The organism is Cellulomonas olei (assembly GCF_039548315.1).
Lineage (GTDB): Bacteria > Actinomycetota > Actinomycetes > Actinomycetales > Cellulomonadaceae > Cellulomonas.
The window spans coordinates 57,947-70,798 of record NZ_JBCLVN010000002.1 but is presented as its reverse complement, the minus strand read 5'-3'; the positions used below and the strand labels follow the sequence as shown (position 1 = coordinate 70,798).

13 protein-coding genes and 1 riboswitch are annotated in these 12,852 nt (G+C 76.3%); of the genes, 8 read left to right on the top strand and 5 right to left on the bottom strand.

What is annotated here, in order from left to right; translation table 11 throughout:
• Nucleotides 1–4: 4 nt before the first annotated feature.
• Both AAHH18_RS01155 and AAHH18_RS01150 read right to left on the bottom strand, forming a co-directional pair.
• Nucleotides 5–763, bottom strand: coding sequence for an SAM-dependent methyltransferase (locus AAHH18_RS01155; RefSeq protein WP_343300262.1), 759 nt, complete (start codon nucleotides 761–763; stop codon nucleotides 5–7).
• Between the two features lie 87 nt (nucleotides 764–850).
• Entirely contained in the window at nucleotides 851–1,138 is a 288-nt protein-coding gene (locus AAHH18_RS01150; RefSeq protein ID WP_283318888.1) for a DUF4235 domain-containing protein, read from the bottom strand.
• Between the two features lie 154 nt (nucleotides 1,139–1,292).
• Nucleotides 1,293–1,426: riboswitch (TPP riboswitch) on the top strand.
• 83 nt (nucleotides 1,427–1,509) lie between these two features.
• Between AAHH18_RS01150 and AAHH18_RS01145 the strand changes: the two genes are divergently transcribed.
• The 6 genes from AAHH18_RS01145 to AAHH18_RS01120 all read left to right on the top strand — a co-directional run bounded on the left by AAHH18_RS01145 (nucleotide 1,510) and on the right by AAHH18_RS01120 (nucleotide 8,458).
• Entirely contained in the window at nucleotides 1,510–2,604 is a 1,095-nt protein-coding gene (locus tag AAHH18_RS01145) for a thiamine ABC transporter substrate-binding protein (protein ID WP_343300261.1), read from the top strand.
• A 4-nt stretch (nucleotides 2,605–2,608) separates the two neighbouring features.
• The gene (locus AAHH18_RS01140; RefSeq protein WP_459349053.1) at nucleotides 2,609–4,390 is read left to right on the top strand and encodes an ABC transporter permease; all 1,782 of its coding nucleotides are present in this window, start codon (nucleotides 2,609–2,611) and stop codon (nucleotides 4,388–4,390) included.
• A complete protein-coding gene (locus tag AAHH18_RS01135; protein WP_343300260.1) occupies nucleotides 4,387–5,430 on the top strand; it encodes an ABC transporter ATP-binding protein in 1,044 nt (347 codons plus the stop codon). Before AAHH18_RS01140 ends, AAHH18_RS01135 begins: the two co-directional genes overlap by 4 nt.
• A 107-nt stretch (nucleotides 5,431–5,537) precedes the next feature.
• A complete protein-coding gene (locus AAHH18_RS01130; protein WP_283318892.1) occupies nucleotides 5,538–6,170 on the top strand; it encodes a hypothetical protein in 633 nt (210 codons plus the stop codon).
• Nucleotides 6,171–6,376: 206 nt separating this feature from the next.
• Complete coding sequence (locus AAHH18_RS01125) at nucleotides 6,377–7,615, top strand: Nramp family divalent metal transporter (protein WP_343300259.1); 1,239 nt, start codon at nucleotides 6,377–6,379, stop codon at nucleotides 7,613–7,615.
• Between the two features lie 192 nt (nucleotides 7,616–7,807).
• Nucleotides 7,808–8,458 (top strand): TetR/AcrR family transcriptional regulator, encoded by a 651-nt coding sequence (locus AAHH18_RS01120; RefSeq protein ID WP_343300258.1) that lies wholly within the window; start codon nucleotides 7,808–7,810, stop codon nucleotides 8,456–8,458.
• A 21-nt stretch (nucleotides 8,459–8,479) separates the two neighbouring features.
• On the opposite strand, the gene AAHH18_RS01115 is transcribed toward AAHH18_RS01120, so the two are convergent.
• A complete protein-coding gene (locus AAHH18_RS01115) occupies nucleotides 8,480–10,003 on the bottom strand; it encodes an SDR family NAD(P)-dependent oxidoreductase (protein ID WP_343300257.1) in 1,524 nt (507 codons plus the stop codon).
• Between the two features lie 226 nt (nucleotides 10,004–10,229).
• Between AAHH18_RS01115 and AAHH18_RS01110 the strand changes: the two genes are divergently transcribed.
• On the top strand, nucleotides 10,230–11,192 hold the full coding sequence (locus AAHH18_RS01110) for a cold-shock protein (protein ID WP_343300256.1): 963 nt from the start codon (nucleotides 10,230–10,232) through the stop codon (nucleotides 11,190–11,192).
• A gap of 11 nt (nucleotides 11,193–11,203) precedes the next feature.
• Here AAHH18_RS01110 and AAHH18_RS01105 read toward each other — a convergent pair whose 3' ends face one another.
• Both AAHH18_RS01105 and AAHH18_RS01100 read right to left on the bottom strand, forming a co-directional pair.
• Entirely contained in the window at nucleotides 11,204–11,434 is a 231-nt protein-coding gene (locus AAHH18_RS01105) for a helix-turn-helix domain-containing protein (protein ID WP_343300255.1), read from the bottom strand.
• Entirely contained in the window at nucleotides 11,434–11,931 is a 498-nt protein-coding gene (locus AAHH18_RS01100; RefSeq protein ID WP_343300254.1) for a DUF2975 domain-containing protein, read from the bottom strand. The genes AAHH18_RS01105 and AAHH18_RS01100 overlap by 1 nt, the downstream gene beginning before the upstream one ends.
• Before the next feature lie 169 nt (nucleotides 11,932–12,100).
• Here AAHH18_RS01100 and AAHH18_RS01095 point away from each other — a divergent pair, with 169 nt between their 5' ends.
• Nucleotides 12,101–12,832 carry a DinB family protein gene (locus tag AAHH18_RS01095; RefSeq protein WP_343300253.1) on the top strand — a complete coding sequence of 244 codons (732 nt, stop codon included), beginning with the start codon at nucleotides 12,101–12,103 and terminating at the stop codon, nucleotides 12,830–12,832.
• Nucleotides 12,833–12,852: the final 20 nt, after the last annotated feature.

Here is a 12,852-nt window from a genome sequence, read left to right as displayed (position 1 = left end):
GCCGTCACCGGCGGAACAGCGCCGCCCAGAGGAAGTCCTCGCCGAACGTCGCCGGGTCGCCGGACCGCATGCGGCGCAGCTCCACCTCGTCCAGCCAGCCGAACGCGCGCCGCAGGTCGTCGGTGCCGTAGGCGAGCCCACCGCCGAGCCCGCCCTCGCGGTACAGGTCGGCGTCGTCCGCCTCGGTGCCGCCGCGCCCGTCGTGCCCGGTCGCGAAGCAGGCCAGGCCGAACCGCCCGCCGGGGCGCACCGTCCGCTCCAGCAGCCCGCGGTACGTCAGCCGGCGGTGCGGCGGCAGGTGGTGGAAGCAGCCGGAGTCGTAGACCAGGTCGTACTGCTCCGCCGGCGGCTGCCACGTGAGGACGTCCGCGCGGGCGAACCGGACGTCGACGCCGGCCTCGTCGGCCCGCTCCCGTCCCCAGTCCAGCGCCGCCTGCGAGAGGTCGAGCGCGTCGACGGTGCAGCCCTGCTGCGCGAGCCAGACGGCGTTGCGGCCGGGCCCGCAGCCGAGCTCCAGCACCCGGGCGCCCGGACCGAGGGGCAGCCGGCCGTCGGCGTGCCACGCCACCAGGCTCTCGTCCGGGGCCCAGCGGAAGAACGGCACGCCCCGGCCGCGGTCGGCGTAGAACCGGTCCCAGAAGTCCGCGCCGCCCCGGTCCGACCACCGGTCGGCCTGCTCGGCGAACAGGTGGTCCATGAGGTCGAGCACGTCGTCGACGGTCTGGACACAGCGGCGTGCGGGCCGGGCTGGCGTCGCGGGCATGGCGGGCTGACCTGCGCATTCGTCGGCGAGCGGGACGCTCGAGCCTAGCGGGGCGCAGGTCGGCCGGAGGGGGACCTCCGTGCCTGGTCAGGCGTGCGGCAGGTGCCGGTTCCTGTCGACGCGCTGCACGAACTTCTTGGTCCCGCGCGTGGCGAACACCCGCGCCAGCGTCACGGCGCCGGCGGTGATCACGGAGGCCGCGACCACCTCGCCGATGCGGATGTCGTCGGCGTCGTCCTCCGGCTTCGGCGGCTTGTGGCCGACGGCGGCCTTCCAGGCGGCGTCCACGGCCTTCCCGGCGAGCCACGCGACCGCGCCCGCCACCACCAGGCCGGTGATCTTCGCGAACGTGGACTGGGTCTCCTCGTCGGCCACGGTTCCTCCTGCTGCGTCGGTGCGGTGTCGTGCGGGCGCGTGCGTGCTGCGCCCCACGCTAGCCCCGCGGGTGCCGCACCGCAGGTCACCCCGGCGCACGCAGTCGCGCGGGGGCGGCGGCAGGGGGCGTCGGGGACGGCGGTGTAGGGTCGGCCCCGAACGACAGGGGAGCGTCCCGGACCGCCGCCGCGAGGTGGCGCCCGACCGACGCTGAGAGTGCGGACGGAACCGCAGACCCTCGCACCTGATCCGGTTAGCACCGGCGTAGGGAGTCGGGATCTCAGTCGCCTCGTGTCGTCGGCACGGGTGCGGCAGCGCGCGCGGGCGGACGACGCGCGGCGACCCCCTCGGTTGCACATCGAGGAGGACGCATGGCGCGCACGCGCGCAGCACGCCGGACCATCCGGCACACCGCGGCCCTGGGGGTCGCGGCCCTGGCCCTCACGGCCTGCTCGGCCACCGGCGGGTCGCCGTCCGGCGGGTCCGCGGGCGGCGACGGCACGGCGGGCGGGTCGGTCACGCTGGTCACCCACGACTCGTTCCACGTCAGCGACGGGCTGCTCGAGCAGTTCGAGGCGGACACCGGGCTGACCGTCACGCAGGTCGCGCCCGGTGACGGCGGGGCGCTGGTGAACCAGCTCATCCTGACCAAGGACGCCCCGCTGGGCGACGTCGTCTACGGGATCGACAACACGTTCGCGTCGCGGGCGATCGACGAGGGCGTGCTGGAGCCCTACACGTCGCAGGTGCCGGCCGCGGCCGACGCGGAGCCGTACGCCCCCGACGACTCGGGGTCGCTGACCGCCGTCGACCTCGGCGACGTGTGCCTCAACGTGGACCACGCCTGGTTCGCCGACCGGGACGTCCCGGAGCCGGCGACGCTCGAGGACCTGACCGACCCCGCGTACCGGGACCTGACCGTCGTGACGAACGCGGCGACGTCCAGCCCCGGGCTGGCGTTCCTGCTGGCGACCGTCGGGGCGTTCGGCGAGGACGGCTGGCAGCAGTACTGGCGTGACCTCACGGCGAACGGCCTGAAGGTCGCGGAGGGCTGGTCGGACGCGTACTACACCGACTTCTCCGGCGGGGGCGGCGGCGGCTCCCGGCCGATCGCGCTGTCGTACGCGTCGTCGCCGCCCGAGACGATCCCCGAGGGCGGCGGCGAGCCGACCACCGGGGCGCTGCTCGGCACCTGCTTCCGGCAGGTCGAGTACGCCGGCGTCCTCGCGGGCGCGCAGAACCCCGAGGGCGCGCGCCGGCTGGTGGACTGGCTGCTGTCGGACGCGGTGCAGGCCGACATCCCCGGGTCGATGTACATGTACCCGGTGAGCTCGGCGGTGGACCTGCCGGAGGACTGGGCGCAGTGGGCGCCGCTGGCCGACGAGCCGTACACCGTGCCGCTCGACGAGATCGCGGCGAACCGGGAGACGTGGGTCCGTGAGTGGACGGACCTGGTGACGGGCTGACGTCGTGACCCGCCCGCTGACGCACCCGTCCCCGACCGGCTCCGGCCGGCCGGGGACGGGGGCGCGCGCGACCCCTCCGGAGGTCCCCGCGCCGCCCCCGGCCGCGCCCACCGCGCCCACCGCCCCCGGACGCGGCTGGGCGGTCGCGCGCGGGACGGCGTGGGCGGTGGCGGCCGCGGTGCCGCTGCTGTTCCTCGGGGTGTTCTTCGCGTGGCCCGTGCTGACGCTCGTCGGGCGCGGCCTCGTCGCCGACGGGTCGCTGGACCTGTCCGGGTTCGCGGAGGTGCTCGGGCGGCCGCGGACCTGGCGGATCGTCGGGCTGACGCTGGCGCAGGCGACCCTCGGCACGGTGATCTCGGTGCTGCTGGGCGTGCCCGGTGCGGCGGTGCTGTACCGCAGCCGGTTCCCGGGGCGGGGGGTGCTGCGCGCGCTCGTCACCGTGCCGTTCGTGCTGCCGACCGTCGTGGTGGGGGTGGCGTTCCGGGCGCTGCTGCGCGACAACGGGCCGCTCGGGTTCCTGCACCTCGACGGGACGTTCGCCGCGATCGTCGCGGCGCTGGTGTTCTTCAACTACGCGGTGGTCGTGCGGACCGTCGGGGGCCTGTGGGAGCGCCTGGACCCTCGGCCCGAGCAGGCCGCCCGGTCGCTCGGCGCGTCGCCCGCGCGCGCGTTCCTCACCGTGACGCTGCCCGCGCTGACCCCCGCCCTCACGTCCGCCGCGTCGCTGGTGTTCCTGTTCTGCGCGACGGCGTTCGGGACGGTGCTGGTGCTCGGCGGGATGCGGTTCGGCACCGTCGAGACGGAGATCTGGATCCAGACCACCCAGTTCCTGGACCTGCGGGCCGCCTCGGTGCTGTCGGTGGTGCAGGTGGTGGTGGTCGTCGCCGCGCTCGCCGTGGCCGGCCGCGCGCGGGCCCGGCGGGAGCGCGCGCTGTCGCTCGTCGACACGCCCGTCCGGGCGGTCGGCCGCCCGCACCCCCTGCCGGCGGTCGTCACGGCGGTGGTGCTGGTGCTGCTCGCCCTGCCGCTCGCCGCGCTGGTGCTCGGGTCGTTGCGCACCGGCGACGGCTGGGGGCTGGACCACTACCGCGCGCTGGGCACCACCGGCGGCCGGAACGCGCTGACGGTCACGGTCTGGGAGGCGCTCGGCAACTCGCTGCGGGTGGCCGTCGACGCGACGGTGCTGGCCCTGGTGGTGGGCTGCCTGGTCGCCCTGCTGGTGTCGCGGCGCCCCCGGCGGCCGGCCGCGCGGCGGGCCGTGGGGGTGCTGGACGGCGTGTTCATGCTGCCGCTGGGCGTCTCCGCGGTGACGGTCGGCTTCGGCGCGCTGCTCACGCTCGGGCACCCCTTCGGCATCGCGACCGACCTGCGCGCCACCGGCGTGCTGGTGCCCGTCGCGCAGGCGGTCGTCGCGGTGCCGCTCGTCGTCCGGACGGTGCTGCCCGTGCTCCGCGCCGTCGACCCGCGGCTCCAGGAGGCGGCCCGGACGCTGGGCGCCGGGCCCGGCCGCGTGCTGGCGACGGTGGACGGGGCGCTCGCGGCGCGCTCCGTCGGCCTCGCGGTGGGGTTCGCGTTCGCGGTGTCGCTCGGGGAGTTCGGGGCGACGTCGTTCCTGGCGCGACCGGACCGCCCGACGCTGCCCGTCGTGGTCTTCCGGCTGATCGGCCAGCCGGGTGCGGACAACTACGGCATGGCGCTGGCGGCCGGGGTCGTGCTGGCCGTGCTGACGGCGGGGGTGATGGCGGTCGCGGAGCGGCTGCGCGGGCCGGTGGGAGGAGAGCTGTGACGGACGGGCTGGCGGTACGGGACCTCGAGGTGCGGTACCCGGGGGCGACGCGGGGCGCGGCCGGGGTGACGGCGGTCGCGGGGGTCGACCTGGACGTGCCGCAGGGGCAGGTGCTCGCCCTGCTGGGCCCGTCGGGCTGCGGGAAGTCGTCGCTGCTGCGCGCCGTGGCCGGGCTCGAGCCGCCGACGGCCGGCCGGGTGCTGTGGGACGGGCAGGACCTGGCGTCCGTGCCGGTGCACCGGCGGGGGTTCGGCCTGGTGTTCCAGGACGGTCAGCTGTTCCCGCACCGCGACGTCGCCGGCAACGTCGGGTACGGGCTGCGGGACGTCGGCCGCGCCGAGCGCACCGCCCGGGTGGCGGAGCTGCTGGACCTCGTGGGCCTGCCCGGCTACGGCCCGCGGCCGGTGGCGACGCTCTCCGGCGGGGAGCGGCAGCGGGTCGCCCTCGCGCGGTCGCTGGCCCCGCGCCCCCGGCTGCTCCTGCTGGACGAGCCGCTCTCGGCCCTCGACCGGTCGCTGCGCGAGCGGCTCGCCGACGACCTGCGGCGGGTGCTGGTGACCACCGGGACGACCGCGCTGTTCGTCACGCACGACCAGGACGAGGCGTTCGCCGTGGCGGACCGGGTCGCGGTGATGGCGGCGGGCCGGCTGCTGCAGGTCGCGCCGCCGGAGGAGCTGTGGCACCGCCCCGCCGGGCGGGAGGTCGCGGAGTTCCTGGGGTACCGGACGTTCCTCGCCGCCGCGGACTGGGGCTCGGCGGCCCCGCCGGCCGACGGCCCGCTGCTGGCGGGGACGCTCGCCGTGGCGCCGGGCGGCTGGCGCGTGCTGGCCCCGGGGGAGTCCGCGGGGGAGGGTGCTCCGGTGCGGGACGCGCGGGTCACCGGGCGCCGCTCCCGCCGCGGTCGCCTGGAGCTCGTCGCGGTCATCGAGCCGGAGGGCGTGGCGGTGGCCGCGACGCCGGCGCACGGCGGCGCACCCGCGGACGGCGCGCGCGTGCGGGTGGCGGCCGACGAGGGGTCGGTGGCGGTGCTCGGCGGCTGACGTGCACCGGTCCCGGGCGCGTGGTGGCGCCCGTGGCGGCGGCGCCGGGATCCTGTAGTCCTGCTACGGAATCGTGCGGCGGCGCTACCGGGCGGTAGCGTCACGCCATGCCGTGGCTGGAGATCATCGGGTGGACCGGGTCCGTCCTCGTCGTCGTGTCCCTCATGCAGGCCCGCGTGCTGCGGTTCCGGTGGATGAACTTCGCCGGCTCCGTGGTCGCCGCCGGCTACAACGCCGTGGTCGGGATCTGGCCGTTCGCCGCCATGAACGGCGTCATCGCGGTCATCGACGCCTACTGGCTGTGGCGGCTCACCCGCGAGCGGCACGACGCGGACGTCTACCAGGTGGTGCCCGTCGGCCCGCGCGACGACTACCTGCGGCACGTGCTCGGCGTGCACGCCGCCGACATCGCCCGGTACTACCCGTCGTTCGCGCTCGACGACCCCGGCGCGCGGTGGGCGTACCTCGTGCTGCACGGCGACGAGACGGTCGGCGTCGTCGTCGTGCGCGACGCCGGCGAGGGGGTCGGCGAGGTGCAGCTCGACTACGTGACGCCCCGGTTCCGCGACTTCGCGCCCGGCGAGTTCGTGTACCGCCGCAGCGGGGCGTTCGCGGGCGCTGGCCTGCGCTCCCTGGTGGTCGTCGACGACGCGCAGGACTCCGGCGACTACCTCCGCCGCGTCGGCTTCACCCAAGAAGCGGGCCGCTGGCGCCGCGAGGTCGCCCCCGCCACCCCCTGACCCCCGCCCGCCCCGCCCCGCCCCATCCCGTCCGGTCCCGTCCGCCGAGGTCGGCAGTCCCAGGCGAGTTCGGCAGCTCCAGGTGCCGAACTCGCACACGAAGTGCCGACCTCGCGCACGAGCTGCCGACCTCGCCGGAGGGGGCGGGCGGCGGCCGGGGCGGCGTGTGCCTAGGATGAGTTCGGACGTCCGAACTTGGAGGTACGGTGACCGCCACACAGGATCGCGCCGCGGTGTCGCGCGGGCGCGTGCTGCCGCTGCTGGGCCCGGCGTTCGTCGCCGCGATCGCGTACGTCGACCCGGGGAACGTCGCCGCGAACCTCACGGCCGGCGCCCGGTACGGCTACCTCCTGCTGTGGGTGCTGGTCGCCGCGAACGCCATGGCCGTGCTGGTGCAGTACCAGTCGGCGAAGCTCGGCATCGTCACCGGGGAGTCGCTGCCGGGGCTGCTCGGCCGGCGGATGCGACGCGGGCCCCGGCTGGCGTTCTGGGCGCAGGCGGAGGTCGTGGCCGCCGCGACGGACATCGCCGAGGTCGTGGGCGGCGCCATCGCGCTGCACCTGCTGTTCGGCCTCCCGCTCGTCGCGGGCGGCCTCGTGGTCGGCGTGGTGTCGATGCTGCTGCTGGCCACGCAGGACCGGTACGGCCAGCGGCGGTTCGAGCGGCTCGTCGTCGCGCTGCTGGTGGTCATCGTCGTCGGGTTCCTCGGCGGCCTGCTGCTGGGGCCGCCCGACCCCGCGGGCATGCTCGCCGGGCTCGCCCCGCGGTTCGCGGGCACCGACTCGGTGCTCCTGGCGGCGTCGATGCTGGGCGCCACGGTGATGCCGCACGCGATCTACGTGCACTCGGCGCTGAGCCGGGACCGGTTCGGCCGGACGCCGGCGCCCGAGCTGCGCGCCGGGCTGCTGCGCGCCACGCGCTGGGACGTGGGCACGGCGCTCGGCGTCGCCGGGACGGTCAACATCGGGCTGCTCCTGCTGGCGGCGGCCAACCTGCGCGGCGTCGAGGGCACGGACACGATCGAGGGCGCGCACGCGGCGATCAGCGGCGCGCTCGGCGGCGGGGTCGGCGTGGTGTTCGCGGTCGGGCTGCTCGCCTCGGGCCTCGCCTCGACGTCCGTGGGCTGCTACGCGGGTGCGGCCGTCATGGAGGGCCTCATCCACCGCCGGGTGCCGCTGCTGCTCCGGCGCGCGATCACGCTGGTCCCGGCGCTGGTGCTGCTGGCGCTCGGGGCCGACCCGACGTGGACGCTGGTGGTGAGCCAGGTGGTGCTGTCGTTCGGCATCCCGTTCGCCGCGGTACCGCTGGTGCGGCTCAACCGGGACCGGGGGCTGCTGGGCGCGCACGCCAACGGGCCGCGGCTGCAGGCGGTGCTGGTCGTCGTCGTGGCCCTGGTGGTGGCGCTGAACCTCGCCCTGCTGGTGCTGCTGGCGACGGGGGCCTGAGTAGTCGGAGCGCGACTCCCGGAACCCGCCGCGACCTGCGGCGACGCGGGGACGTCGCGGGCCCCGACCGACCCCGCGGACCGGGCCGGAGGGGCGGACGGGCCCCGGGCGGGTGCCGTTGACGCCGGGCGCGGCGAGATTTTCGGAGCGGCGGTACGGGAATCTATCCGTAGCGGCGCTACCATGAGCGGCGTGACCAGCGGCGACGGGCGGACCCTGCGGGCCGTGGCGACCCGGGCGCGCGTCGCGCAGGCCGCGACGCGGCTGTTCCTGGCCGACGGCTACGGCCCCACCACCATCACGGCCGTCGGGCGTGCCGCCGGGGTCGGCGTCCAGACCGTCTACTACTCGTACCCCACCAAGGCGGACATCCTGGTCGGCTGCCTCGACCACGCGGTGGACGGCGCGGACCGCCGGGACGCGCAGCGCGACCTGGCCGACCAGGCCTGGGTCCGCGCGGTCGTCGCCGAGGCCGACCCGGCGCGGCGCGTGTTCCTGCACGTGCGCGGGTTCGCCGAGCTGCTCGGCCGGGCCGCGGGCGTGCAGGACCTCGTGCGCTCCGCCGCCCCGGGCGACGCGGTGCTGCGGGACGCGTGGGAGCGCGACGAGACGCGGCGGCGGGCGGTGCACGGCCTGCTGGTCGACGCGCTGGTGGCCGACGGGTCGCTGCGCCCCGGGCTGGAGCCGCTGCACGCCGTCGACCTGCTCACGCTGCTGCTCGGCCCCGAGCCGTGGAACGCGCTGGTGCGCCGCGGCGGCTGGAGCGCGCTCGCGTGGGCGCGCTGGGCGCACGGCGCGCTGCTCGCGGACCTCGTGCCCTCCCGGTGGGAACCCGGCGCCTGACCGCCGCCGCGCCCCGGGCCCTCACCAGGCCGAGCGGGCGTAGTCCTTGAGGAAGCAGCCGTACAGGTCCTCGCCGGCCTCGCCCCGCACGATCGGGTCGTACACGCGCGCCGCACCGTCCACCAGGTCGAGCGGCGCGTGGAACCCCTCCTCGGCCAGCCGCACCTTCGTGGGGTGCGGCCGCTCGTCGGTGATCCACCCGGTGTCGACGGCGGTCATGAGGATGCCGTCGGCGAGCATCTCGCCCGCGCTCGTGCGCGTCAGCATGTTGAGCGCGGCCTTGCTCATGTTGGTGTGCGGGTGGCCCGGGCCCTTGTAGCCCCGGGCGAACACGCCCTCCATCGCGGAGACGTTGACGACGTACGTCCGGCGCGCCGGCGACGCCGCGAGGGCGGGCCGCAGCCGGCTGATGAGGATGAACGGCGCCGTCTGGTTGCACAGCTGCACCTCGAGCAGCTCCATCGGGTCGACGTCTTCGACCGTCGCGACCCAGGAGTTCGTCTCCGCGACGTCGGGGATCAGCCCGCCGGCGTCGATCGACGTCCCCGCCACCAGCCGCTCGAGGCTCGCCGCCTCGGCGGTGAGGGACTGCGCGGTCAGCGCCTCCGCGGCGGCGCGCCCGGCCCGCTCGATCGCCAGGGCCGGGCTGCTCAGCTCGCTGACCGACCCCGCCAGCGCACGCGGGTGGGCGTCGCTGGTCCGGCCGAACGTCGTGATCATCCGCGCGGCGTCGGTGTCCAGCGGGGCGTCCTCGGCCTCGGCGATCCGCGCGTACGCCCCCGGCGACCGCCGCACCGTCTGCGCGGCGTTGTTGATGAGGACGTCCAGAGCCCCCTGGGCGGCGACGTGGTCGGCGAGCGCGACCACCTGCGCCGGGTCGCGCAGGTCGATGCCCACGACGTGCAGCCGGTCGATCCAGTCGGCGGAGTCGTCCATCGCGCGGAACCGGCGGACGGCGTCCTGGGGGAACCGGGTGGTGATCGTCAGGTCCGCGCCGTCACGCAGCAGCCGCAGCGCGATGTACATGCCGATCTTCGCCCGGCCGCCCGTCAGCAGCGCGCGGCGGCCGGTGAGGTCCGTGCGCGCGCCCCGCTTGGCGTGGTGCAGCGCGGCGCACTCCGGGCAGAGCTGGTGGTAGAACGCGTCGACCACCGTGTAGTCCTGCTTGCAGACGTAGCAGGCGCGCGGCCGCAGCAGCGTCCCGGCGATCGCGCCGGTGGCCGACGACGTGATCGGGATGCCGGCGGTCTCGTCGTCGATGCGGCCGGGGCTGCCGGTCGCGGTGGCGGCGACCACGGCGGCGTCGGCCTCCGCGACCAGGCGGCGCTTCTCCCCGCGGCGGTGCTTCTTCGCGGCCTTGAACATGGCGGACGCGGCGCGCCGGGCGGCGGCGTGCTGCGGGTGCGTCTGCGGGAGGGCAGCGACCTGGTCGGCCACCCGCAGGAACGTCGCGAACTCCGCGGGGTCGACGCCGGGCACGGCGGGGTCCGTGCCGTCGCCGGGTGCGTCCGGGTGCTGCGGGGGCGTGGTCGTCTGCGCGCTCATAGCGCCGTCCGTCCTCGGGTGGGGGAAGGGCGCCGCGGTCGCGCGGGGCCCGGAGGATCGTACGCGGCGCGCGCTGCCGGCACCCAGACGGGGCCGTCGTGCCGCCGGGGTCCCGACGTCGCGGGCACCGGCCGGGGACCGGCGTGACGCGCCGCCCCCGGGACGGGGGACACTGGGAGGCAGCAACCGTCAGCGCAGCACCACCGCAGCACCACGAGGAGTCACCGTGCCCCAGGGAACCGTCCGCTGGTTCGACGCCGAGCGAGGGTTCGGCTTCCTCGCCCTCGGTGACGACGCCGAGGACCTCTTCGTCCACGCGTCCGAGATCGTCGGCCAGGACGGCACCCGCTCGCTCCGCGAGGGCCAGGCCGTGGAGTTCGAGGTCGGCGAGGGCGACCGCGGTCCGCAGGCCCGGCAGGTGCGGGTGACCGGCGACGTCGCGGCAGACGCGGCGCTCGGGGTGCTGGGCACGGTGGCCTGGTACGAGCCCGCGAAGGGCTACGGGTTCCTCACGCCCGACGGCGGCGACGCGCAGATCTTCGTGCACAGCTCGGCGATCGTCGGGGGCGGTGTGATCACGGAGGGCCAGCGCGTCGCGTTCCTCGTCGTCGAGGGGGAGAAGGGGCCGCAGGCCGACCACCTGCTGCCGCTCGGCGCGGACGCGGCCGCGGGACCGGGCCGCGCCGCGGCGACGGACGACGGCGCCGACGGCACCGTGACCTGGTACGACGCGGGCAAGGGCTTCGGCTTCATCACCCCCGACTCCGGGGAGCAGGACGTGTTCGTGCACGCGCGCTCGCTGCACGGCGACCTGACCGAGCTCGTCGAGGGCGACCGGGTGAGCTACCGCGCCTCGGAGGGCGAGAAGGGCCTGCAGGCCCAGGGCGTCCGGCTGGTCGGCGGCCCGTCCCGAGGCGGCCGCGGCGGTCGCGGCGGGTCGGACCGGCGCGACCCCGGCCGGGGCCCGGCGCCGTCCCGCGGCCCGCAGCGCGGCGGCCAGGGCGTCGTCGCGCGCTACGACGCGGAGCGCGGCTTCGGGTTCATCACGCCGGACGACGGCGGTCCGGACCTGTTCGTGCACGTGTCGGTCGTGCGGGACGGCGAGGAGCTCTACGAGGGCGACCGGGTGCGGTACCAGGTGCGCCAGAGCGACCGGGGCCCCCAGGCGGACCGGGTCGACCTGCTCTGACCGGTCGGAGGTCACCGGCCCGCCGGGGCGGTGACCTCCCCGGGCACGTGGCGCAGCAGGTCGCCCGGCTGGCAGTCGAGCACCGCGCAGAGCGCGTCCAGGGTGCTGAACCGCACGGCCCGGGCGCGGCCGTTCTTGAGCACGGCGAGGTTCGCCGGCGTGATGCCCACCCGGTCGGCCAGCTCCCCGACGGACATCTTGCGGCGGGCGAGCATGACGTCGACGTCGACCACGATCGGCATCAGATGACCTCGTCGAGCTCGGCGCGCAGCGTGGTGGCGGTGGTGTCGAGCGCGACGGCCTGCGCCAGCAGCGCGCGCATGACGAGGACGACCAGCGCGCCGCCGCCGATGCCGATCGCGACGACGCCGAGGGCCAGCACGATCCCGGGGGGCACGGCCTCGCCCGGCGCGAGCAGGACGCCGAGCAGCACCACGAGGCCGGCGGCGACGGCCAGGGCGCCGATGACGACGTCGACCCAGCGGAACGCCGAGCGGCTGAACACGGTCCCGGTGCGGACCATCGTCAGCAGCCGCCACAGGCAGACGAGCACGACCTCCACCGTGGCGACGCCGAGCACGCCGATGACGACCACCGGCCAGCGCAGGTGCACGACGTCCGGGCCGCCCTCGGCGATGTCGACGCCGAGCAGCGGGATGAGCACGGCCTGGAAGAACAGCATCCCGGCGAGCAGCAGGACGATCACCACCCGCAGGAGGCGTCGGACGAGCTGGGGCATGGCGACTCCTCTCGGTGCCCGACGCGCGCGCCAGGCTATCGACAAACGATAGCATTCGATCGTTGGACGGTGGGGTGGGTGGCCGTGGACGGTGTCGGTGGCCGGGTGTAGACATCGGGTAGCGGCCGGCGAGGGGCGCGACCGTGCGCGAGCGGAGGGGGACGCGGTGGTGACCGAGTTCGTGGACGAGGACCTGCGGGGGGCGAGGTTCGTCCGGAGCACGCTGTCCGGGGCGGTGCTGCGCGGGGTCGACGTGGACGGGGCCGACCTCGACGCGCCGTGGCTCGGCGAGGGGAGGTTCCTCGTCAACGGCGTGGACGTGGCGCCGCTGGTGGAGGCCGAGCTGGACCGGCGGTTCCCCGGCCGGGCGCTGCGCCAGGCCCAGGACCCCGAGGGGCTGCGTGCCGCCTGGGCGGCGGTCGAGCGGGCGTGGGACGGGGCCGTCGAGCGTGCCGCCGCGATGCCGCCCGGCACCGTGGACCTGCAGGTGGACGGCGAGTGGTCGTTCTCGCAGACCCTGCGGCACCTGGTGATGGCGACCGACACGTGGTTGCGCGGCGCGGTGCTCGGGATCGAGCGGCCGTACCACCCGGTCGGGCAGCCGAACGTCGAGTACGCCACCGACGGGCACGACCCCGCCGTGTTCTCCGAGGCGTCGCCGACGTTCGAGCGGGTGCTGGCCGTGCGGGCCGAGCGCCAGGCGATGGTCCGCGACCACCTCGCCTCCGTCACCCCGGAGGACCTGGCCGGCACGCGGCCGAACCCGTGGGGGCCCGACCACCTCGAGACGGTGCTGTCCTGCCTGCACACGATCCTCGACGAGGAGTGGTCGCACCTGCGGTTCGCGCTGCGGGACCTGGACGCGCTCGCGGCGCGCCGCACCGACGCCGACCCGGCCTGACGGCTCCGGCCGCGCGGCTG